The sequence below is a fragment of the Pseudomonas guangdongensis genome (assembly GCF_900105885.1).
GTDB lineage: Bacteria > Pseudomonadota > Gammaproteobacteria > Pseudomonadales > Pseudomonadaceae > Geopseudomonas > Geopseudomonas guangdongensis.
Genome location: NZ_LT629780.1, coordinates 261,675 through 281,653, shown reverse-complemented (window position 1 = coordinate 281,653; position 19,979 = coordinate 261,675). Strand labels below are relative to the sequence as shown.

The 19,979-nt window shown below is 69.6% G+C and carries 19 protein-coding genes; 5 read left to right on the top strand and 14 right to left on the bottom strand.

Annotation, left to right across the window (positions count from 1 at the left end; translation table 11 throughout):
* Nucleotide 1 precedes the first annotated feature (1 nt).
* From BLU22_RS01480 to thrC, 3 genes are all read left to right on the top strand, one after another.
* On the top strand, nucleotides 2-742 hold the full coding sequence (locus tag BLU22_RS01480) for a thioredoxin fold domain-containing protein (protein ID WP_090211591.1): 741 nt from the start codon (nucleotides 2-4) through the stop codon (nucleotides 740-742).
* Between the two features lie 99 nt (nucleotides 743-841).
* Nucleotides 842-2,146, top strand: coding sequence for a homoserine dehydrogenase (locus tag BLU22_RS01475; RefSeq protein ID WP_090211589.1), 1,305 nt, complete (start codon nucleotides 842-844; stop codon nucleotides 2,144-2,146).
* A 52-nt stretch (nucleotides 2,147-2,198) separates the two neighbouring features.
* The gene (gene thrC, locus BLU22_RS01470) at nucleotides 2,199-3,608 is read left to right on the top strand and encodes a threonine synthase (protein WP_090211588.1); all 1,410 of its coding nucleotides are present in this window, start codon (nucleotides 2,199-2,201) and stop codon (nucleotides 3,606-3,608) included.
* A gap of 69 nt (nucleotides 3,609-3,677) precedes the next feature.
* Here the strand turns inward: thrC and BLU22_RS01465 are convergent, their stop codons facing one another.
* The 5 genes from BLU22_RS01465 to leuS all read right to left on the bottom strand — a co-directional run bounded on the left by BLU22_RS01465 (nucleotide 3,678) and on the right by leuS (nucleotide 9,795).
* Entirely contained in the window at nucleotides 3,678-4,967 is a 1,290-nt protein-coding gene (locus tag BLU22_RS01465) for a lytic murein transglycosylase (RefSeq protein WP_090211586.1), read from the bottom strand.
* A gap of 204 nt (nucleotides 4,968-5,171) precedes the next feature.
* Nucleotides 5,172-5,330, bottom strand: a complete 159-nt coding sequence (gene arfA / locus BLU22_RS01460; RefSeq protein ID WP_090211584.1) for an alternative ribosome rescue factor ArfA — start codon at nucleotides 5,328-5,330, stop codon at nucleotides 5,172-5,174.
* A 104-nt stretch (nucleotides 5,331-5,434) separates the two neighbouring features.
* Nucleotides 5,435-6,472, bottom strand: coding sequence for a DNA polymerase III subunit delta (gene holA, locus BLU22_RS01455; RefSeq protein ID WP_090211583.1), 1,038 nt, complete (start codon nucleotides 6,470-6,472; stop codon nucleotides 5,435-5,437).
* A gap of 68 nt (nucleotides 6,473-6,540) precedes the next feature.
* On the bottom strand, nucleotides 6,541-7,128 hold the full coding sequence (locus tag BLU22_RS01450) for an LPS-assembly lipoprotein LptE (protein WP_090211581.1): 588 nt from the start codon (nucleotides 7,126-7,128) through the stop codon (nucleotides 6,541-6,543).
* Between the two features lie 60 nt (nucleotides 7,129-7,188).
* Nucleotides 7,189-9,795 (bottom strand): leucine--tRNA ligase, encoded by a 2,607-nt coding sequence (gene leuS / locus BLU22_RS01445; RefSeq protein WP_090211579.1) that lies wholly within the window; start codon nucleotides 9,793-9,795, stop codon nucleotides 7,189-7,191.
* A gap of 180 nt (nucleotides 9,796-9,975) precedes the next feature.
* Between leuS and BLU22_RS01440 the strand changes: the two genes are divergently transcribed.
* Nucleotides 9,976-10,737, top strand: coding sequence for a YdcF family protein (locus BLU22_RS01440; protein ID WP_090211578.1), 762 nt, complete (start codon nucleotides 9,976-9,978; stop codon nucleotides 10,735-10,737).
* A gap of 35 nt (nucleotides 10,738-10,772) precedes the next feature.
* Here BLU22_RS01440 and lnt read toward each other — a convergent pair whose 3' ends face one another.
* The 5 genes from lnt to miaB all read right to left on the bottom strand — a co-directional run bounded on the left by lnt (nucleotide 10,773) and on the right by miaB (nucleotide 16,233).
* Nucleotides 10,773-12,308: an apolipoprotein N-acyltransferase gene (gene lnt, locus BLU22_RS01435; RefSeq protein ID WP_090211576.1), complete on the bottom strand. Its 1,536-nt coding sequence runs from the start codon at nucleotides 12,306-12,308 to the stop codon at nucleotides 10,773-10,775.
* A 132-nt stretch (nucleotides 12,309-12,440) separates the two neighbouring features.
* Entirely contained in the window at nucleotides 12,441-13,280 is an 840-nt protein-coding gene (locus BLU22_RS01430) for an HlyC/CorC family transporter (RefSeq protein ID WP_090211575.1), read from the bottom strand.
* A gap of 6 nt (nucleotides 13,281-13,286) precedes the next feature.
* Nucleotides 13,287-13,754 (bottom strand): rRNA maturation RNase YbeY, encoded by a 468-nt coding sequence (ybeY, locus tag BLU22_RS01425; RefSeq protein WP_090211573.1) that lies wholly within the window; start codon nucleotides 13,752-13,754, stop codon nucleotides 13,287-13,289.
* Nucleotides 13,744-14,766, bottom strand: a complete 1,023-nt coding sequence (locus tag BLU22_RS01420; RefSeq protein ID WP_090211572.1) for a PhoH family protein — start codon at nucleotides 14,764-14,766, stop codon at nucleotides 13,744-13,746. The genes ybeY and BLU22_RS01420 overlap by 11 nt, the downstream gene beginning before the upstream one ends.
* Nucleotides 14,767-14,904: 138 nt before the next feature.
* On the bottom strand, nucleotides 14,905-16,233 hold the full coding sequence (gene miaB / locus BLU22_RS01415; RefSeq protein ID WP_090211570.1) for a tRNA (N6-isopentenyl adenosine(37)-C2)-methylthiotransferase MiaB: 1,329 nt from the start codon (nucleotides 16,231-16,233) through the stop codon (nucleotides 14,905-14,907).
* A 129-nt stretch (nucleotides 16,234-16,362) separates the two neighbouring features.
* Here miaB and BLU22_RS01410 point away from each other — a divergent pair, with 129 nt between their 5' ends.
* Complete coding sequence (locus tag BLU22_RS01410) at nucleotides 16,363-16,689, top strand: DUF1820 family protein (protein ID WP_090211569.1); 327 nt, start codon at nucleotides 16,363-16,365, stop codon at nucleotides 16,687-16,689.
* 23 nt (nucleotides 16,690-16,712) lie between these two features.
* Here the strand turns inward: BLU22_RS01410 and BLU22_RS01405 are convergent, their stop codons facing one another.
* From BLU22_RS01405 to thiE, 4 genes are all read right to left on the bottom strand, one after another.
* Nucleotides 16,713-17,261, bottom strand: a complete 549-nt coding sequence (locus tag BLU22_RS01405; RefSeq protein WP_090211567.1) for a tetratricopeptide repeat protein — start codon at nucleotides 17,259-17,261, stop codon at nucleotides 16,713-16,715.
* 89 nt (nucleotides 17,262-17,350) lie between these two features.
* On the bottom strand, nucleotides 17,351-17,965 hold the full coding sequence (locus BLU22_RS01400) for a hypothetical protein (RefSeq protein ID WP_090211565.1): 615 nt from the start codon (nucleotides 17,963-17,965) through the stop codon (nucleotides 17,351-17,353).
* 5 nt (nucleotides 17,966-17,970) lie between these two features.
* Nucleotides 17,971-19,260, bottom strand: coding sequence for a glutamate-1-semialdehyde 2,1-aminomutase (hemL, locus tag BLU22_RS01395; RefSeq protein ID WP_090211564.1), 1,290 nt, complete (start codon nucleotides 19,258-19,260; stop codon nucleotides 17,971-17,973).
* Nucleotides 19,261-19,333: 73 nt separating this feature from the next.
* Nucleotides 19,334-19,960, bottom strand: a complete 627-nt coding sequence (gene thiE / locus BLU22_RS01390; RefSeq protein WP_090211562.1) for a thiamine phosphate synthase — start codon at nucleotides 19,958-19,960, stop codon at nucleotides 19,334-19,336.
* Between the last annotated feature and the right edge of the window lie 19 nt (nucleotides 19,961-19,979).

Genomic DNA, 19,979 nt, shown 5'->3' with positions numbered 1-19,979 from the left:
CATGCGTCCGTTCCCTGTTCTCGCTGCCGCCGCCCTGGGACTGGCCAGCGCCGTCGCCCTGGCCGCCGATCCCGACCAGGCGATCCGCCAGGCCCTGAAGTCGCTGCAGCCGGACCTGCCGATCGAGTCGATCGCCGAGAGTCCGATGCCCGGTCTCTATCAGGTGCAGCTCAAGGGCGGCCGCCTGCTCTACGCCAGCGCCGATGCGCAGTTCGTCCTGCAGGGCTTCCTGTTCCAGGTCAAGGACGGCAAGACCGTCAACCTCACCGAGCAGGCCGAGAGCCGTGGCGTGGCCAAGCTGATCAACGCCATTCCGGCCGCCGAGATGGTGGTGTTCCCGGCCGATCCCAAGGCGGCGCAGAAGACCCACATCACCGTTTTCACCGACACCGACTGCGGCTACTGCCAGAAGCTGCACGGCGAGGTGGCCGAACTCAACCGCCGCGGCGTCGAGGTGCGCTACGTCGCTTTCCCGCGCCAGGGCGCAGGCAGCCACGGCTACAACACCCTGGTCAGCGTGTGGTGCGCCCAGGATCGCCGGCAGGCGATGACCCTGGCCAAGAGCGGCAAGGACGTGCCCGCCGCGCAGTGCGCCAACCCGGTGGACGAGCAGTATCAGCTGGGGCAGATGATCGGCGTGCAGGGCACCCCGGCCATCGTGCTGGCCAACGGCCAGATGATCCCCGGCTACCAGCCGGCGCCGCAGCTGGCGCAGGCCGCACAGGCCGCGCGGGGCGACTGAGCGGCCGATTGACTAACAATCCGTCGATTCGTAATGTGCGGATCCTTTCGGCGGCCGGGATGTCCGGCCGCACAGCTTGATGATGATGGGGAATACAGAGTGAAACCGGTCAAAGTAGGTATCTGTGGGCTGGGAACCGTCGGTGGCGGTACCTTCAACGTGCTCAAGCGCAATGCCGAGGAAATCGCCCGTCGTGCCGGTCGCGGCATCGAAGTGGCGCAGATCGCCGCGCGTGACGCCAACCCGCAATGCGATACCACCGGTACCCCCATCACCGGCGACGTGTTCGAGGTGGCCTGCAACCCGGAGATCGACATCGTCATCGAGCTGATCGGCGGCTACAGCGTGGCCCGCGAGCTGGTGCTCCGGGCCATCGACAACGGCAAGCACGTGGTCACCGCCAACAAGGCGCTGATCGCCGTGCACGGCAACGAGATCTTCGCCAAGGCCCGCGAGAAGGGTGTCATCGTCGCCTTCGAGGCCGCCGTCGCCGGCGGCATCCCGGTGATCAAGGCGATCCGCGAGGGCCTGGCCGGCAACCGCATCAACTGGCTGGCCGGCATCATCAACGGCACCGGCAACTTCATCCTCACCGAGATGCGCGAGAAGGGCCGCACCTTCGAGGACGTGCTCAAGGAAGCCCAAGCGCTGGGCTACGCCGAGGCCGACCCGACCTTCGACGTCGAGGGCATCGACGCCGCGCACAAGCTGACCATCCTTGCTTCCATCGCCTTCGGCATCCCGCTGCAGTTCGACAAGGCCTACACCGAGGGCATCACGGCGCTGACCACCGCCGATGTCAACTATGCCGAGGCGCTGGGCTACCGCATCAAGCACCTGGGCGTGGCGCGGCGCACCGAGGCCGGCATCGAGCTGCGCGTGCACCCGACCCTGATCCCGGCCGACCGCCTGATCGCCAACGTCAACGGCGTGATGAACGCGGTGATGGTCAACGGCGACGCGGTCGGCAGCACCCTGTACTACGGCGCCGGCGCCGGCATGGAGCCGACCGCCTCGGCGGTGGTGGCCGACGTGGTCGACGTGACCCGCGTGCTGACCAGCGACCCGGAGAACCGCGTGCCGCACCTGGCGTTCCAGCCCGATGCGCTGTCCGACCACCCGATCCTGCCGATCGAGGCCTGCGAGAGCGCCTATTACCTGCGCATCCAGGCCAAGGACCATCCGGGCGTGCTGGCCCAGGTGGCGAGCATCCTCTCCGAACGCGGCATCAACATCGAGTCGATCATGCAGAAGGAGGCCGAGGAACACGACGGTCTGGTACCGATGATCCTGCTCACTCACCGCGTGCGCGAGCAGAGCATGAACGACGCCATCGCCGCCCTCGAAGGCCTGGAAGGCGTGGCCGGCAAGGTCGTGCGCATCCGCGTCGAACAGCTCAACTAATTCCGCTCCCGGCTGCCGGCGCGCCGGCAGCCCGAACCGAAGGTTTGCATCCATGCGCTATATCAGTACCCGCGGCCAGGCGCCGGCCCTGAACTTCGAAGACGTGCTGCTCGCCGGCCTGGCCAGCGACGGCGGCCTCTACGTGCCGGAAAACCTGCCGCGCTTCACCGTCGAGGAAATCGCCTCCTGGGCCGGCCTGCCGTACCACGAACTGGCCTTCCGGGTGATGCGCCCGTTCGTCGCCGGCAGCATCGAAGATGCCGATTTCAAGCGCATCCTTGAAGAAACCTACGGCGTGTTCGCCCACAAGGCGGTGGCGCCGCTGACCCAGCTGGGCGCCAACGAGTGGGTGCTGGAACTGTTCCAGGGCCCGACCCTGGCGTTCAAGGACTTCGCCCTGCAGCTGCTCGGCCGCCTGCTCGACCACGTGCTGACCAAGCGCGGCGAGCGCGTGGTGATCATGGGCGCCACCTCCGGCGATACCGGCTCGGCCGCCATCGAGGGCTGCAAGGCCTGCGACAACGTCGACATCTTCATCATGCACCCGCACAACCGCGTGTCCGAGGTGCAGCGCCGGCAGATGACCACCATCCTCGGCGACAACATCCACAACATCGCCATCGAAGGCAACTTCGACGACTGCCAGGAGATGGTCAAGGCCAGCTTCGCCGACCAGGGCTTCCTCAAGGGCACCCGGCTGGTGGCGGTCAACTCGATCAACTGGGCGCGGATCATGGCCCAGATCGTCTACTACTTCCACGCCGCCCTGCAGCTCGGCGCGCCGCACCGCTCGGTGGCCTTCTCGGTGCCGACCGGCAACTTCGGTGACATCTTCGCCGGCTACCTGGCGCGCAACATGGGCCTGCCGATCAACCAGCTGATCGTCGCCACCAACCGCAACGACATCCTGCACCGCTTCATGTCCGGCAACCGCTACGACAAGGACACCCTGCACGCGTCGCTGTCGCCGTCGATGGACATCATGGTGTCGTCCAACTTCGAGCGTCTGCTGTTCGACCTGCACGGCCGCAACGGCGCGGCGGTCAGCGCGCTGATGGATGCCTTCAAGGCCACCGGCAAGCTGGCGGTGGAAGAGGATCGCTGGACCGAGGCGCGTCGTCTGTTCGACTCGCTGGCCGTCGACGACGAGGGCACCTGTGCGACCATCGCCGCGGTGCATGCCGAGACCGGCTACCTGCTCGACCCGCACACCGCGATCGGCGTCAAGGCCGCTCGCGAGTGCCGCCGCAGCCTGGCCCTGCCGATGGTGGTGCTCGGCACCGCGCACCCGGTCAAGTTCCCCGAGGCGGTGGAGAAGGCCGGCATCGACGCCGTGCCGCAGCTGCCGGCGCACCTGGCCGACCTGTTCCAGCGCGAGGAGCGCTGCACCGTACTGGCCAACGACCTGAAGACCGTGCAGGACTTCGTCAGCGCCCACGGCAACCGCGGCAAGCCGCTGTAAGCCGGGCTGCGCCGTAACGCAAAAGGCCGACTGTATGCAGTCGGCCTTTTGCGTTGTGGGCGTGGACGATCACTGTCCGCCGCGCAGCGCCTCCAGCAGGCGCAGGGTCGGATGGCCGTCGGCCGGCCAGCCGAGCTGCTGCTGGCTGGCGCGCACCGCGCGGCGGGTGTTGGCGCCGATGATGCCGTCGACCGCGCCGGGATCGAAGCCGCGCGCGGCCAGCTGGTGCTGCAGCTCGATGCGCTGCTCGCGCGACAGCGGCTGCTCGCCGCGCGGCCAGCTGGCGACGATCTGTCCGCCGCCGCCGAAGCGTTCGGCGAGCAGGCCGATGCCCAGGGCATAGGCGGTGGAGTTGTTGTACCTGAGGATGCTGCGGAAGTTGTCGTGGACCAGGAAGGCCGGGCCGCGATGGCCGGCCGGCAGCAGCAGGGTGGCCAGCTGGGCGTCGTCCCAGCGCAGGTTCAGGCTGCGCTGCGGCTGCACGCCGAGGGCGCGCCACTCGCCGAGGCTCTTGCGCAGCTCCGGGTCGGCCAGGGCGTAGTCGAAGCCGCTCGGCAGGCGCACTTCCAGGCCCCAGCCCTGCCCACGCTGCCAGCCGGAGGCTCGCAGGTAGTTGGCGGTGGAAGCCAGTGCGTCGGCGCTGGAGTCCCAGATGTCGCGGCGACCGTCGCCGTCGAAGTCCACCGCATGGCGTTGGTAGGTGGTGGGGATGAACTGGGTCTGGCCCATGGCCCCGGCCCAGGAGCCGAGCATGTGGCCGGGCGTCACGTCGCCCTGCTGGAGGATCTGCAGGGCGGCCAGCAGCTGCTCGCGGGCGAACTGCGGGCGGCGTCCCTCGTGGGCCAGGGTGGCCAGCGAGCGGATCACGTTCTTGTTGCCCATGTAGCCGCCGAAGTTGCTCTCCATGCCCCACACCGCGACCAGGATGCTGCGCTCGACGCCGTAGCGCTGCTCGATGGCTGCCAGGGTCGCGGCATGTTCGGCCAGCAGTTGCTGGCCGCGGCGCACGCGCTGCGGCGAGGCGGCGCTGTCGAGGTAGTCCCAGATCGGCCGGGTGAATTCCGGCTGGCTGCGGTCGGCGCGGATCACCGCCGGATCGGACACGATCCCGGCGAAGGCGCGCTCGAACAGTGCGGCGTCGATGCCCTGGGCCAGCGCCTGCTGGCGGAACGTCTCGCGCCACTGGGCGAAGCTCTGGACCTGGGCCGGCTCGCCCGGCACCGTCGCGGCGGCCGGCGCCGGGGCGGCCGGGGCTTCGCTGGCCGGCGGCTGGGCGCAGGCGGTCTGGGCCAGTGCGAGCAGCAGCGCGGTGCTGGCGAGCAGGCGACGAGGCTGGCGCGGCGAGGGGGTGTCGAACATGAACAACTTCCACGGCAATGCTGGACAGGCGGCCACCTTATCACGCGCCCGGCGACTTGGCTGCTACCGTGCGACCGCCGCCGGGTGGCCGGGGAGGCGCGCAGCGGGGCAGGGTATTCGGTGCGGTGGAGGGAGGGTTGTTGCGGTGGCGGGCGTGGCGGCGAGGGCGGGAGCGGACTGCTGGGGCTGCCGGAGTGCGGCGTGTCAGGCGGCCAGAAAGCAAAAAGCCTCCCGGTCGTCGGACCGGAAGGCTTCGCGGCGGTAGCTGCCTTTGCCTTTGGCGGGTTTTTCCTGTCGGCTGCGGAACAGCGGCTGGGCGATCAGGGATTTGGCCTGGTTGGGCCGCTTGCGTTGCTTGGCCATGGGCATTCCTCGATGTGCGCCTGCCCCCTGGCAGGCGTGCGCATCATCGGCCGGTCGGCGGGCGTTGTCCAGCGGGTTGGGCGAAAAACAGCCAGATGGAGCGCTCAGCCGGGCGGCAGCGGCAGGCGGCTGCCGGCGATCTGCAGGGTCAGCGCGGCCAGGGCGTTCCACACGTTGCCGGCGGCCTGGCCCTTGATCTGCTCGTCGATGCGCTGGGCCTCGCCGAGCAGGGCGCTCCAGCGGCTGGCCGGCAGGCGCTGCACGGCGCGGCCGACCAGCGCCTGGCGCTTGCCGAAGATCGGTGGCCGGGCCTGGCCGATGGCGCGTTCCAGCGGTATGCCCTGACCCTGCTGCCAGGCCAGGGTGGCGAGCAGGCGCAGTTCGCGGGCCAGCCCCCAGAGCACCACCGGGGCTTCGACGCCTTCGCCGCGCAGCCCTTCGAGCATGCGCAGGGCGTGCGCCGCTTCGCCGGCCAGGGCGGCGTCGAGCAGGCCGAACAGGTCGAAGCGCGCACTGTCGGCGACGCTGGCCTGCACGGTGGCGGCATCCAGCTGGTTGCCCTCGACCAGCAGCCTGAGCTTCTCGATCTCCTGCACGGCAGCCAGCAGGTTGCCCTCGGTGCGCGCCACCAGCAGGTCGATGGCTTCCGGCGTGGCGGCGAGTCCCGCCTGGGCGAGGCGCTGGCGCAGCCACTGCGGCAGCTGGGCGGCGTCGACCGGCCAGACCTGCACGAACTGGCAGGCCTCGCCGTCGATCAGCGCCTTGGCCCACCTGGCCTTCTGGGTCTTGCCGTCGAGGCGCGGCAGGCTGAGCAGCAGCACGGTGTCCTCGGGCGGACGGGTGAGGTAGTCGAGCAGGGCGGCGACGCCGGGCTCGCTCGGCTTGCCGGCCGGCATGCGCAGCTCCAGCAGGCGCCGCTCGGCGAACAGCGACAGGCTGGCGCCGGCCTCGCGCAGCAGGTTCCAGTCGAAGCCGGCGTCGACGTGGAACACCTGGCGCTCGCTGAACTCGCGGGCGCGGCAGGCGGCGCGGATCGCGTCGCAGGCTTCCTGGCACAGCAGCGGGTCGTCGCCGCTCACCGCATAGACCGGGGCGAGCGGGCCCTGCAGGTGCTTGGCCAGTTGGGCGGGGGCGAGTTTCATCGGTGCGCTTCGCGATTCGGCTGAAAAACCGACGGGGCCCGCAGGCCCCGTCAGGATCAGCGCTGCGGTTACGGTTGCGGCTGCACGGCGCGGCGTTCGGCAGCGGCGGCTTCGGCGGCGCGGGCCTCGGCTTCGGCGCGGGCCTGGGCCTGCTCGCGCAGTTGCTCCAGGCGAACCGGGTCGAGCATCTGCAGACGCATCAGCAGTTGCTGGATCTGCTCGCGGCGCAGTTCGCGGCGCAGTTGTTGGCCTTCCTGGTCGGAGGCGATCAGGTTGTTGGCGTCGTAGACATAGACCTTCTGCACTTCCACGCGATCGCTGAGCAGGGACAGGTTGCCGCTGCGGATCTCGTAGTCGAGGGTGCTGGTCAGCTGGTATTCGGCGCTGCGTGCCGAGCTGGTGTAGCTGGCGGTGCGCTGCTGCTCGCTCTCGCGGGTCAGCACCAGGGTGTAGGGCGCGCCGGTGTGGACGCGCACGCCGCTGCCGGTCAGCGCCTGGCGCACGTCCTTGACGGTTTCGCCGTAGGCGTTGCGGGCGCGCAGGTCGAGTTCCCGCAGGGCGAAGTCGTCGACTCCGGTGCCGCGCAGCTGGAAGCCGCAGGCAGCGAGCAGGGTGGTGAGCATCACCAGCAGCAGGCCGGACAGGCTAGGTTTCATCGGTCTTCCCTCATGTGAGACGGCGCCCGCTGCGGGCGGGCGCCGGTTGGACGGTGGCGGTCAGTTGGCGACGATGTTGACCAGCTTGCCGGGGACCACGATCACCTTGCGGATGGTGGTGCCTTCGGTGAAGCGCAGCACGTTCTCGTTGGCGCGGGCGGCGGCTTCGACTTCCTCGCGGGACGCGGCGGCCGGCACTTCGATCTGTCCGCGCAGCTTGCCGTTGACCTGCACCACCAGGGTCAGGCTGTCCTGCACCAGGGCGCTTTCGTCGACCTGCGGCCAGCGCGCGTCGATGATCGGCTTGGCGTGGCCGAGCTGCTGCCACAGCGCGTGGCTGATGTGCGGGGTGATCGGCGCCAGCAGCAGGGCCACGGCTTCCAGGCCTTCCTGCAGCAGGGCGCGATCCTGGGCGCTGTCGCTCGGGGCCTTTTCCAGCACGTTCATCAGGGTCATCACCTGGGCGATGGCGGTGTTGAACTTGTGGTGCTGGCCGATATCCTGGCTGGCCTGCTTGATGGCCAGGTGGATGGCGCGGCGCACGCCTTTCTGCGCGTCGTTCAGGCTGGCGAGGTCCAGCGCGCCCGGCAGGCCGGCGGCGACGTGGCCGTGGGCCAGGCGCCAGACCCGGCGCAGGAAGCGGCTGGCGCCCTCGACGCCGGAGTCGGACCACTCCAGGCTCATGTCCGGCGGCGAGGCGAACATCATGAACAGGCGGCAGGTGTCGGCGCCGTACTGTTCGATCATGGTCTGCGGGTCGACGCCGTTGTTCTTCGACTTGGACATCTTCTCGATGCCGCCGATCTCCACCGGCAGGCCGTCGCTTTTCAGCCGGGCGGACAGCGGCTTGCCCTTGGCGTCCATCTCGACCTCGACGTCGGCCGGGTTGAACCACAGCTTGGCGCCGTTGTCCTGCAGGCGGTAGTAGGTCTCGGCGATCACCATGCCCTGGGTCAGCAGGTTGGTGAACGGCTCGTCGCTGTCGACCAGGCCTTCGTCGCGCATCAGCTTGTGGAAGAAGCGCGCGTAGAGCAGGTGCAGGATGGCATGCTCGATGCCGCCGATGTACTGGTCGACCGGCAGCCAGTGGTTGGCCGCGGCCTTGTCGACCATGCCGCCCTCGAACTTGGGCGAGGCGTAGCGCGCGTAGTACCAGGACGACTCGACGAAGGTGTCCATAGTGTCGGTTTCGCGCTTGGCCGGTGCGCCGCATTTCGGGCAGCTGCACTGGTAGAACTCGGGCATGCGCGCCAGCGGGCTGCCGGCGCCGTCCGGCACCACGTCCTCGGGCAGCACCACCGGCAGCTGGTCTTCCGGCACCGGCACGTCGCCGCAGGCGTCGCAGTGGATGATCGGGATCGGGCAGCCCCAGTAGCGCTGGCGGCTGATACCCCAGTCGCGCAGGCGGAACTGGGTGCGCGCCTGACCGAGGCCCTTCTTCTGCAGGGCCATCTCGATGGCGTCGAAGGCGCCGGCGAAGTCCAGGCCGTCGAACTCGGCGGAGTTGATCAGCTCGCCGTGCTCGGCGTAGGCGTCCTGCCAGGGCGCTGGGGTGGCATCGCCGGCGCTGGTGCGGATCACCGTCTTCACCGGCAGGGCGTACTTGCTGGCGAACTCGAAGTCGCGCTCGTCGTGGGCCGGTACGGCCATCACCGCGCCTTCGCCGTAGTTCATCAGTACGTAGTTGGCGACCCATACCGGCAGCTTCTCGCCGCTCAGCGGGTGCAGGACGAACAGGCCGGTGGCCAGGCCCTTCTTCTCCTGGGTGGCGATGTCCGCCTCGGCGACGCCGCCGCGCTTGCACTCGTCGATGAAGGCCTGCAGCTCGGCATTGCCCTGGGCGGCGAGGGTGGCCAGCGGGTGCTCGGCGGCCACCGCCACGTAGGTGGCGCCCATCAGGGTGTCGGGGCGGGTGGTGAACACCTTGAGCGCGCCCTCGCTGCCGATGCTGGCGGCATCAAAGGGGAAGCTCACTTCCATGCCGCGCGACTTGCCGATCCAGTTGCGCTGCATGGTCTTGACCTGCTCGGGCCAGCCCTCCAGCGTATCCAGCGAGCTGAGCAGCTCGTCGGCATAGGCGGTGATCTTGAAATAGTACATCGGGATTTCGCGCTTCTCGATCAGCGCGCCGGAACGCCAGCCGCGGCCGTCGATGACCTGCTCGTTGGCCAGCACGGTCTGGTCGACCGGGTCCCAGTTGACGGTGCCGTTCTTGCGGTAGATCACGCCCTTCTCGAACAGGCGGGTGAACAGCCACTGTTCCCAGCGGTAGTAGTCCGGCTTGCAGGTGGTGACTTCGCGCGACCAGTCGACGGCCAGGCCCAGGCTCTTCAGCTGGGTCTTCATGTAGTCGATGTTGGCGTAGGTCCAGGCGGCCGGGGCGACCTGGTTCTGCATCGCGGCGTTCTCCGCCGGCATGCCGAAGGCGTCCCAGCCCATCGGCTGCAGTACGTTCTTGCCCTGCATGCGCTGGTAGCGCGCGATCACGTCGCCGATGGTGTAGTTGCGCACGTGCCCCATGTGTAGCTTGCCGCTCGGGTAGGGGAACATCGACAGGCAGTAGAAAGTGTCCTTGCCGGGCTGTTCGCTCACTTCAAAGGACTGGTGCGCCTCCCAGTGGGACTGCGCGGCGGCTTCGATCTCGCGGGGCTGATACTGTTCGTGCATGGCTCTGCCGGACTGAAAAGAGGGGGATAAGCAAAGCGCCCAAGCATACATGAGCGGCGCCGCTCTGGGGAAACCCGCAAGGCGATCGCGGGCGGGCGTGGCGGTCGCTGTCGCCGCTGCTGCCGGGCGTCGGCCTGGCCGCTATCCTGTCGATCCATACCGCGCCCGGGGGAGGCCGAGATGCCGCTGCGCTACCTGCTCAAGCACCTGCTGCTGCCGCCGGGCGGCCTGTTGCTGCTGTTGCTGCTGGCCTGGTGGTGGCGCCTGCGCCGGCCGCGCCTGGCGCTGGGCTGTGCGCTGCTCGGTGGCGGCGGTCTGTGGCTGATGAGCCTGCCGCTGACGGTCGAGTGGACGGCCCGTGCCCTGGAGCGCGAGCCGCCGCTGGCGCCGGCCGAGTGGTCGCGGCTGGCGCAGCGCGCCGAGGCTATCGTGCTGCTCGGCGGCGGTCGCGAGCGCGGCGACCCGGCCTGGGAGGGCGATCAGCCGAGCCTGCTGGGCCTGCAGCGGGCGCGCCTGGCCGCGCGGCTGCAGCGCGCCAGCGGCTTGCCGATCCTGGCCAGCGGCGGCCTGCATTTCGGTCGGCCGCCGAGCGAGGCGGCGCTGTTCGCCGAGTTGCTGGCGACGGATTTCGGCGTGCCGCTACGCTGGCAGGAAGAGCGCAGCCGCACCACCTGGGAGAACGCCGTGCTCAGCGCGCCGCTGCTGCGCGAGGCGGGGGTGCGGCGCATCGTGCTGGTCACCCAGGCCTGGCACATGCCGCGGGCGCGCTGGTGTTTCGAGCGTCAGGGCTTCGAGGTGATCGCCGCGCCGGCCGGCTTCCTCGGCGTGCCCAACGGTCGGCCGTGGGGCGGCTGGCTGCCGGAGAGCAAGGCGCTGTGGCAGAACAGCCTGCTGTTCAACGAGGCCGCCGGGCAACTGCTCTACCCGTTGCTGTACCGCTGAGCGCCGGCCCGCGCACGGCGGGCCGGCGCGTGGCTTCAGCCCATGGCGGCGAACAGCCGGCGCTCGCGGCGGCCGCTCAGCAGGGTCCAGCCGAGCAGCACGGCGCACAGCCCGGTCAGCGGCCAGTGGCGCCACTGCAGGTAGGGCGTCAGCCCCTGCATCGGCACCACCTCGCCGTGCAGCACGCCGCGCTGGAACTGCGGCAGCTCGGCCTGGATGCGGCCGAAGGGGTCGATCAGCACGGTGACGCCGTTGTTGGTGGCGCGGACCATCCAGCGGCCGGCCTCCAGGGCGCGCATCTGCGCCATCTGCAGGTGCTGCAGCGGGCCGATCGAGGTGCCGAACCAGGCGTCGTTGCTCACCGTCAGCAGCAGCGCGCTCTGCGCGGCGAGGTCGGCGGCGAACTCGGGGTAGACCACCTCGTAGCAGATGTACGGGGCGATGCGGTAGCCCTGGGCCTGCAGCAGGGGCTGGTCCTGCGGGCCGCGGGCGAAGTCGGACATCGGCAGGTCGAAGAAGGCGATCAGCCCGCGCAGCAGGTCCTGCAGCGGCACGTACTCGCCGAACGGCACCAGCTTCTGCTTCAGGTAGGTGCCCTCGCCCGCGCCGAGGGCGTACAGGGCGTTGTAGTAGCGCGGGCGGCCCTCGGCGTCGGCCTGGCGCAGCGGCAGGCCGGTGATCAGCGCCGCGCCTCGTGCATCGAGCAGCCCGGCGAGGCTGGCCAGGTAGCCCTCGGCGTACTCCTTGAGCACCGGTACGGCGGTTTCCGGCCAGACGTAGAGGTCGGCGGCCGGAGCGTTGAGGGTCAGGTCGCGGTACAGGGCGAGCTGGGCGTTGAGCTGCTCGGGATCCCACTTGAGGTTCTGCTCGACGTTGCCCTGGATGGCGGCGACCTTGAGCGGCGCGCCGGCCGGCGCGGTCCAGGGATGCTCCTTGAGCCACAGGCCGCCGCCCCAGCAGCCGGCCAGCAGCAGTGTCGCGCCCAGCAGGCTGCGCCAGTGCAGCAGCCACTGGGTCAGGGTGGCCAGCAGCACGGCGCCGAGCGCCATGGCGAAGGACAGCAGCCAGACCCCGCCGAGCGGGGCGAGGCCGTCCAGCGGGCCGTCCAGCTGGGCGTAGCCGGCATACAGCCAGGGGAAGCCAGTGAACAGCCAGCCGCGCAGGGCTTCCTGGGCGACCCACAGGGCGGCGAAGGTCAGCGCATCGGCCAGCGGCGCCCGTTCGCGTCGCAGCCAGCGGCTCCAAGCCCAGGCCTGCAGGGCGAAGAACAGGCCGAGGCCGGCGACGAACAGCAGGGTCAGCAGGGCGGCCAGCGGCACGGGGGCGGCGCCGTAGTCGTGGATGCTGACGTAGACCCAGCCGGTGCCGGCGGCGAAGGCACCGAAGCCGTAGCTCCAGCCGCGCCATAGCGCGGCGCGGGCATCCACCTGGCGCAGGCCGAGGTAGAACAGGGCGATCGACAGCAGGCCGAGCGGCCAGAGGCCGAAGGGCGCCAGGGACAGCGGCGTCAGGGCGCCGGCCGCCATGGCCAGCAGGTGGCCCGGCCAGCCGGGACGGGAGATCCAGCGCATGGGAATTCCTTGCAGGAGGCAGGCGGGCAGCTTAATGGAGCACCGCCCGGCAGACCAGCGCTGCGGGCGGGAAAACCGCAGCGCGGCCCGGACGTCGCGGCGCGCTGGCCGTGACGTCCGGGCCGGCTGGCGTCAGTCGCGCAGCGGCGTCAGGCGCAGCAGGTGGATGCGCCGGCTGTCGGCGTTGAGCACGCGGAAGCGGAAGCCGCCCAGTTCGGTGGTTTCGTTGCGCTTGGGCAGGTGGCCGAAGGCGCTCATCACCACGCCGCCGACGGTGTCGAACTCGTCTTCGGAGAAGTCCGCGGCGAAGAACTCGTTGAAGTCCTCCACCGGGGTCAGCGCCTTGACGATGAAGTCGCCGCTGGGCAGCGCCTTGATGAAATTCTCCTCGTCGACATCGTGCTCGTCCTCGATGTCGCCGACGATCTGCTCCAGCACGTCCTCGATGGTCACCAGACCGGCGACGCCGCCGTACTCGTCGATGACGATGGCCATGTGGTTGCGATTGGCGCGGAACTCGCGCAGCAGCACGTTGAGGCGCTTGGACTCGGGCACGAAGGTGGCCGGGCGCAGCAGCGGGCGCAGGTCGAAGCTGTCCGCGTGCTGTTCGAGGATCAGCGGCAGCAGGTCCTTGGCGAGCAGGACGCCTAGCACCTCGTCGAGGTGTTCGCCGACCACCGGGTAGCGCGAGTGGGCCGCCTCGATGATCGCCGGGAGAAACTCGCGGGGTGTCTGCCCGGCCTTGACGCTGATGATCTGCGAGCGCGGGATCATGATGTCGCGCACCTGCAGGTCGGCGACCTGGATGGCGCCTTCGACGATGTTCAGGGCCTCGGTGTCGAGCAGCTTGTTGTCATGGGCTTCGCGCAGGACTTCGAGGAGTTCCTGACGGCTTTTCGGCTCATGGGCAAAAGCCTGGGTGATGCGTTCCAGCCAGGACTTCTGCACCTGGCTCGATCGGTCGTCGCTCATGGTTCCTTACTCTTGGTCGTCACAGGCATAGGGGTCGGGATGGCCGAGTTCGGCCAGCAGCTGGCGCTCCAGGGCTTCCATTTCCTCGGCTTCGGCATCGTCGATGTGATCGTAGCCGAGCAGGTGCAGGCAGCCGTGGATGACCAGGTGGGCCCAGTGCGCCTCGGCGCGCTTGCCCTGCTCGGCGGCCTCGCGGGCCACCACCGGGGCGCAGATCACCAGATCGCCGAGCAGCGGGATGTCGAGGAGTCCGTCGGGAATCTCCGCCGGGAAGGACAGCACGTTGGTGGCGTAGTCCTTGCCGCGCCAGGTGTGGTTCAGCTCGCGGCCCTCGGCCTCGTCGACGATGCGGATGGTCAGCTCCGAGGGCGCGGTGCGCTGGCGCAGGGCCAGTTCGCACCACTGGCGCAGCTGCGCCTCGCCGGGCAGGTCGCCGGCCGCGGTGGCCAGCTGCAGATCCAGTTCAACCTGCATGGCGGCTGTCCTCGACGCTGGCGGCGGTCTTGCCGTCCTTGCCCTGCAGGCGCTGCTCGTGACGGTCGTAGGCTTCGACGATGCGTTGCACCAGCGGGTGGCGCACCACGTCCTTGGCCTTGAAGTGGGTGAAGCTGATCCCCGGTACGTCGCGCAGCACCTCGACCACGTGGGCCAGGCCCGACTTGGTGCCGCGCGGCAGGTCGACCTGGGTGACGTCGCCGGTGATCACCGCGGTGGAGCCGAAACCGATCCGGGTGAGGAACATCTTCATCTGCTCCAGGGTGGTGTTCTGGCTCTCGTCGAGGATGATGAAGCTGTTGTTCAGGGTGCGCCCGCGCATGTAGGCCAGCGGGGCGATCTCGATCACCTGCTTCTCGATCAGCTTGGCCACCTGCTCGAAGCCCATCATCTCGTAGAGGGCGTCGTACAGCGGACGCAGGTAGGGGTCGATCTTCTGCGCCAGGTCGCCGGGGAGGAAGCCGAGCTTCTCGCCGGCCTCCACCGCCGGGCGCACCAGCAGGATGCGCCGCACCTGCTCGCGCTCCAGGGCGTCCACCGCGCAGGCCACCGCGAGGTAGGTCTTGCCGGTGCCGGCCGGGCCGATGCCGAAGTTGATGTCGTTGTCGAGGATCGCCTTGACGTAGCGCTGCTGGTTGGTGCCGCGCGGGGTGATGTGGACCTTGCGGGTCTTCAGGGTGACCAGCGGCCCATGGCCGGGGCTGGCGATGTCCTCCAGTCCCGACTCCTGCAGGAACAGGTGGACGATCTCCGGGGTGAGGTCGGTGCCGGTGTGGGTTTCGCGGTACAAGCGGCGCAGCAGGCGCTCGGCGGTCTGGCTGCGCTGCGCGTCGCCGACCAGCTCGAACTGGTTGCCGCGATTGCGGATCTCCAGTTGCAGGCGCTGCTCGATCAGGCGCAGGTGCTCGTCGAATTGTCCACAGAGGTTGGCGAAGCGCCGGGCTTCGAAGGGTTCGAGGGTGAAGCGATGGTGTTCCAGGGGAGCGTTCAAGGTCGTCTGTTGGCCGCCGTTCGGCTGGTGTGGTGAATGAAGAATAACCGCAGCAACGCAGGGGCGAAAGCGCGGCGGTATTGGCTTTTGGTGGGGTTGCCGGCCCGCCGCCCTTGGGCGGCGGGTGGCGCGGCGTGCTCAGTCGAGCAGGGTGCCGCGCAGCGAGTGCGGCAGGGCCTCGTCGATGCGTACGTCGACGAACTGGCCGATCAGGCGCGGGTTGCTGGCGCGGAAGTTGACCACCCGGTTGTTCTCGGTGCGGCCCTGGAGCATGCCCGGGTCCTTCTTCGAGTAGTCGCTGACCAGGATGCGCTGGATGCTGCCGACCATGCGCCGGCTGTTCTCGAAGCCCTGCTGGCTGAGGCGGGTCTGCAGGATCGCCAGGCGCTGCTTCTTCACCTCCTCGGGGGTGTCGTCGAGCAGGTCGGCCGCCGGGGTGCCGGGGCGCGCGCTGTAGACGAAGGAGAAGGAGAAGTCGAAGCCGACTTCCTCGACCAGTTTCATGGTCTGCTCGAAGTCCTTGTCGGTCTCGCCGGGGAAACCGACGATGAAGTCCGAGCTGATGCAGATGTCCGGCACCGCGGCCTTGAGCTTACGGATGCGCGACTTGTATTCCAGCGCGGTGTGGTTGCGCTTCATCGCCGCCAGCACGCGATCGGAGCCGGACTGCACCGGCAGGTGGATGAACTTCACCAGCTGGGGGATTTCGGCGTGGGCCTGGATGATCGCGTCGGAGAATTCCAGTGGGTGGCTGGTGGTGTAGCGCAGGCGCTCGACGCCATCGATGGCCGCCACCGCGTGGAGCAGTTCGGCGAAGTCGGCGCTGCGCCCGTCGCCGGCATCGCCGCGGTAGCCGTTGACGTTCTGGCCGAGCAGGGTGATCTCGCGTACGCCGTTCTCGGTCAGGTGGACGATTTCGCCGAGCACGTCGGCCAGCGGGCGGCTGACTTCCTCGCCGCGGGTGTAGGGCACCACGCAGAAGGTGCAGTACTTGCTGCAGCCTTCCATCACCGAGACGAAGGCGCTGGGGCCGTCGACGCGCGGCTCGGGCAGGCGGTCGAATTTCTCGATTTCCGGGAAGGAGATGTCCACCTGCGGCTTTCGCGTGCTGCGCGCGGCGTCGATCATTTCCGGCAGGCGGTGCAGGGTCTGCGGGCCGAACACCACGTCGACGTAGGGCGCGCGCTCGCGGATCGCCGCACCTTCCTGGCTGGCCACGCAGCCGCCGACACCGATCACCAGCTCCGGTTTCTGGCGCTTGAGTTCGCGCCAGCCGCCGAGCTTGGAGAACACCTTTTCCTGGGCCTTCTCGCGGATCGAGCAGGTGTTGAGCAGGATGACGTCGGCTTCTTCCGGGCGCTCGGTCAGCTCCAGGGCTTGATGTTCGCCCAGCAGATCGGCCATGCGCGAGCTGTCGTACTCGTTCATCTGGCAGCCGTGGGTCTCGATGAAAAGCTTCTTGGCCATGGGTGCTCGTCGGGAAAATCAAGGAACCGCGCATTATAGGGAGTGGGGCGCGGGCTTCCTAGGCTTGGCGGTCCGGCGGATATGCTAGGATGCGCGCCCTTTGTGCAGCCCCCCTCGGTCCGTCGATCCATGAGCAAGCCCGCCCCCATCTTCAAGGTGATTTTCCAGAGCCAGGGCCAGGTGTACGAGATGTACGCCAAGGCCATCTACCAGAGCGATCTGTGGGGATTCCTGGAGATCGAGGAGTTCGTCTTCGGCGAGCGCACCCAGGTGGTGGTCGATCCCAGCGAGGAGAAGCTCAAGGCGCAGTTCGAGGGCGTGGTGCGCAGCTTCGTGCCGATGCACGCGATCATCCGCATCGACGAGGTGGAACGTCTGGGTACGGCGAAGATCAGCGAGGCGAAAGGTGGAAGCAACGTGATGCCGTTCCCCATGCCGCCGCTGCCGGAGCGCTGAGTCTGCTCTGCGCCGCCGGCGGCTCAGCGCAGCGGCGCGAAGGGCGGGCCGAGGTCGGTGGCCTGCAGTTCCATCAGGTAGTTGCGGAAGATCTCGCCGAGCACCCGGTTGGCGCGGGCCAGTTCGTCGCGGCTCATCTGCTCGGCGACCTCGTCGGCGCTGTCCATGGCGTCGTCGGAGCCGTTGACCGCCGCCATCTTCAGCACGATGTAGGCCTGCAGGTTGCTGGCCGGGACGCCTTCGCCGTGCCAGAACAGCATGCCCAGGCGCAGCTGTGCGCCGGCGTGGCCCTGCAGCGAGGCCTGCTCGTACCAGTGCAGCGCCTGGGGCAGGTCCTGGGGATGCAACTGGCCTTCGTAGAAGTATTCGCCCAGCTCGTACTGCGCCTCGGCGTCGCCGCCTTCGGCGAAGGCGCGGCATTGCGCCAGGGCCTGCTCGCGGGCCTCGGCCGGGGTATCGAGCACGCAGCGGCTGGTGGCGGGGATCAGCAGGGAGTTGCCGCCGGCCAGGCTGGACAGCGGGGAGATCAGCAACAGGCAGCCCATCAGCAGGGTGCGGCCAGCACGGTTCATGGCGATCGGACATCTCCCTGGGGTCGACGGGCGCAAGTCCCGGCCGCTGCAGCGCAGCGGCGAGATGCATTATGAAACAAGCTACCCGCTCATGACAGGGGCGCGCTCGTCTTTTGCGTCGGTGCGCTGTCGCTGAGTTCGCGCAGCAGCACGGCCAGCAGCAGGTAGCCGGGCACCGCCAGCCAGGCGCCGAGGCCCGGCGCCGCGGTGGCGAGCAGCGGTGTGCCCAGCGACAGCGCCGCCAGCAGGCCGAGCAGCGCCGCCCGTCGCGCCGGCCAGCGCGACAGGCCGGCCTGAGCGATCAGCAGCAGGCTGGCGGCGCCCAGCAGCAGGCGGTAGTCCTCGGCCCACTGCAGCTGCCGGGCCAGCTCGAAGAACACGCACAGGCCGAGCACCACCCGGCCCCAGGCGCCGCGCGGCCAGTGCCAGCCGCGGCCGAGCGCCAGGGCGACCACGCCGAGCAGCGGCAGGCCGAGAAAATCGCGCGCCTGCAGCAACAGCAGGCCGGCATCCTCGCCGGGCCGCGCGGCAGCGCCGGCGCTGGCACCGAAGGGCGCGGCGGCGGCGGCCAGGAGCAGACCAAGCAGGGCGCAGAACCACACCGGCTGCTCCTCGGCTGAGAAGCGCGTGCGCGCCTGCAGCAGCAGGCCGGCGCCGAACAGCGCGGCCAGGCAGGCGGCCAGGGCGGGCGGATCGAGCGGCATGCGTGTCAGCCCTGGCGCAGCGCGGCGAAGGCGCGCTCGGCGGCATCGAGGGTCAGCGCCAGCTCGGTCGCGCCATGGGCGATGGAGGTGAAGCCGGCCTCGAAGGCGGAGGGCGCCAGGTACACGCCGCCGTCGAGCATCAGGTGGAAGAAGCGCTTGAAGCGCTCGGCATCGCAGGCCATCACGTCGGCGAAGCTGGTGATTTCCGCCTTGTCGGTGAAGTACAGGCCGAACATGCCGCCGACCTGGGTGGTGGCGAAGGGGATGCCGGCAGCCGCCGCGCGCTCGCGCAGCCCGGCCAGCATGCGCGTGGTGTAGTCGGCCAACTCGGCGTGGAAGCCGTCGCGGCTGATCAGCTTGAGGGTGGTCAGGCCGGCAGCCATGGCCAGCGGGTTGCCGGACAGGGTGCCGGCCTGGTAGACCGGGCCGAGCGGTGCGATGCATTCCATGATCGCGCGCTTGCCGCCGAAGCAGCCGACCGGCATGCCGCCGCCGACGATCTTGCCGAAGGTCGACAGGTCCGGGGTGACGCCGTAGTGGGCCTGGGCGCCGCCGAGGGCGACGCGGAAGCCGGTCATCACCTCGTCGAAGATCAGCACCACGCCATGCCGGTCGCACAGCGCGCGCAGGCCTTCGAGGAAGCCCGGCGCCGGCGGCACGCAGTTCATGTTGCCGGCCACCGGCTCGACGATGATGCACGCCACGTTCTGGCCGACTTCGCCGAGGGTCTGCTCGACGGCGGCGATGTCGTTGTAGGGCAGGGTCAGGGTGTGCTTGGCGAAGTCCGCCGGCACCCCTGCCGAGCTGGGCACGCCCTGGGTCAGCGCGCCGGAGCCGGCCTTGACCAGCAGGCTGTCGGAGTGGCCGTGGTAGCAGCCCTCGAACTTGATGATGCTGTCGCGCCCGGTGTAGCCGCGCGCCAGGCGGATCGCGCTCATGGTCGCCTCGGTGCCGGAGCTGACCATGCGCACCATCTCCATCGACGGCACCAGGGCACAGACCAGCTCGGCCATCTCGGTTTCCATGGCGGTCGGCGCGCCGTAGGACAGGCCGTGTTCGAGCTGGCGGCGCACCGCGTCGAGTACCTGCGGGTGGGCGTGGCCGAGGATCATCGGCCCCCAGGAGCCGACGTAATCCACATAGCGCTTGTCGTCCTCGTCGATGACGTAGGCGCCCTCGGCGTGCTTGAAGAACAGCGGCGTGCCGCCGACGCCGCGGAAGGCGCGCACCGGCGAGTTGACGCCGCCGGGGATGTGTTTCTGGGCGTTGTTGAACAGGATCTCGGAGCGGGACATGGGGGCCTCTCGGGTCGGGGACGGGGCGAAATCGGCAAGGGCGTGTCCGGGCGCGGGGCCGCGGCCGCCGGGATCAGTCGAACAGCGCGCTGAACGCGCGGGCGCGGCGCTCCACCTCGGCGGGCTCGGCGACGCCGAACAGGGCGTGGATCACCGCGACCATGCTGGCGCCGCGCGCGATCAGCGCGGGGGCGGTGTCGAGGCTCACCCCGCCGATGGCGACGATCGGCAGGCGGCAGCGGGCGCGGGCCTGCTCCAGCAGGTCGAGGCTGGCGGCCGGGGCGCCGGGCTTGGTCTGCGAGTCGAAGAAGCGGCCGAAGGCGACGTAGCTGGCACCCTCGCCGCGAGCCTGCTCGGCCAGCTCCAGGCGGGCATGGCAGGTGGCGCCGATGATCGCCCGGCTGCCGAGCAGGGCGCGGGCGGCGGCCAGCGAGCCGTCGCCCTGGCCCAGATGCAGGCCGACGCCCAGGCGCGCGGCCAGTTCCAGGTCGTCGTTGACGATCAGTTGCGCGCCGTAGCGCAGGCACAGCTCGCGCAGGGCCTCGGCTTCGCGCAGGCGGCGCGCGGCGTCGCTTGACTTGTCGCGGTACTGCAGCAACTTCGCGCCGCCGCGCAGGGCGGCCTCGACGCAGGGCAGCAGGCGACCGCCTTCCAGCAGCTGGCTGTCGGTGATGGCGTAGAGACCGCGCAGTTCGTTCATCGGCACTGTTCCGGGCAGC

What these genes read in the sequence shown, in the direction of transcription:
- BLU22_RS01480 (WP_090211591.1), top strand. Translation starts at nt 2, where the DNA reads ATGCGTCCGTTCCCTGTTCTCGCTGCCGCCGCCCTGGGACTGGCCAGC.
- thrC (WP_090211588.1), top strand. Translation starts at nt 2,199, where the DNA reads ATGCGCTATATCAGTACCCGCGGCCAGGCGCCGGCCCTGAACTTCGAA.
- BLU22_RS01465 (WP_090211586.1), bottom strand. Translation starts at nt 4,967, where the DNA reads ATGTTCGACACCCCCTCGCCGCGCCAGCCTCGTCGCCTGCTCGCCAGC.
- arfA (WP_090211584.1), bottom strand. Translation starts at nt 5,330, where the DNA reads ATGGCCAAGCAACGCAAGCGGCCCAACCAGGCCAAATCCCTGATCGCC.
- holA (WP_090211583.1), bottom strand. Translation starts at nt 6,472, where the DNA reads ATGAAACTCGCCCCCGCCCAACTGGCCAAGCACCTGCAGGGCCCGCTC.
- BLU22_RS01450 (WP_090211581.1), bottom strand. Translation starts at nt 7,128, where the DNA reads ATGAAACCTAGCCTGTCCGGCCTGCTGCTGGTGATGCTCACCACCCTG.
- leuS (WP_090211579.1), bottom strand. Translation starts at nt 9,795, where the DNA reads ATGCACGAACAGTATCAGCCCCGCGAGATCGAAGCCGCCGCGCAGTCC.
- BLU22_RS01440 (WP_090211578.1), top strand. Translation starts at nt 9,976, where the DNA reads ATGCCGCTGCGCTACCTGCTCAAGCACCTGCTGCTGCCGCCGGGCGGC.
- lnt (WP_090211576.1), bottom strand. Translation starts at nt 12,308, where the DNA reads ATGCGCTGGATCTCCCGTCCCGGCTGGCCGGGCCACCTGCTGGCCATG.
- BLU22_RS01430 (WP_090211575.1), bottom strand. Translation starts at nt 13,280, where the DNA reads ATGAGCGACGACCGATCGAGCCAGGTGCAGAAGTCCTGGCTGGAACGC.
- ybeY (WP_090211573.1), bottom strand. Translation starts at nt 13,754, where the DNA reads ATGCAGGTTGAACTGGATCTGCAGCTGGCCACCGCGGCCGGCGACCTG.
- miaB (WP_090211570.1), bottom strand. Translation starts at nt 16,233, where the DNA reads ATGGCCAAGAAGCTTTTCATCGAGACCCACGGCTGCCAGATGAACGAG.
- BLU22_RS01410 (WP_090211569.1), top strand. Translation starts at nt 16,363, where the DNA reads ATGAGCAAGCCCGCCCCCATCTTCAAGGTGATTTTCCAGAGCCAGGGC.
- BLU22_RS01405 (WP_090211567.1), bottom strand. Translation starts at nt 17,261, where the DNA reads ATGAACCGTGCTGGCCGCACCCTGCTGATGGGCTGCCTGTTGCTGATC.
- BLU22_RS01400 (WP_090211565.1), bottom strand. Translation starts at nt 17,965, where the DNA reads ATGCCGCTCGATCCGCCCGCCCTGGCCGCCTGCCTGGCCGCGCTGTTC.
- hemL (WP_090211564.1), bottom strand. Translation starts at nt 19,260, where the DNA reads ATGTCCCGCTCCGAGATCCTGTTCAACAACGCCCAGAAACACATCCCC.
- thiE (WP_090211562.1), bottom strand. Translation starts at nt 19,960, where the DNA reads ATGAACGAACTGCGCGGTCTCTACGCCATCACCGACAGCCAGCTGCTG.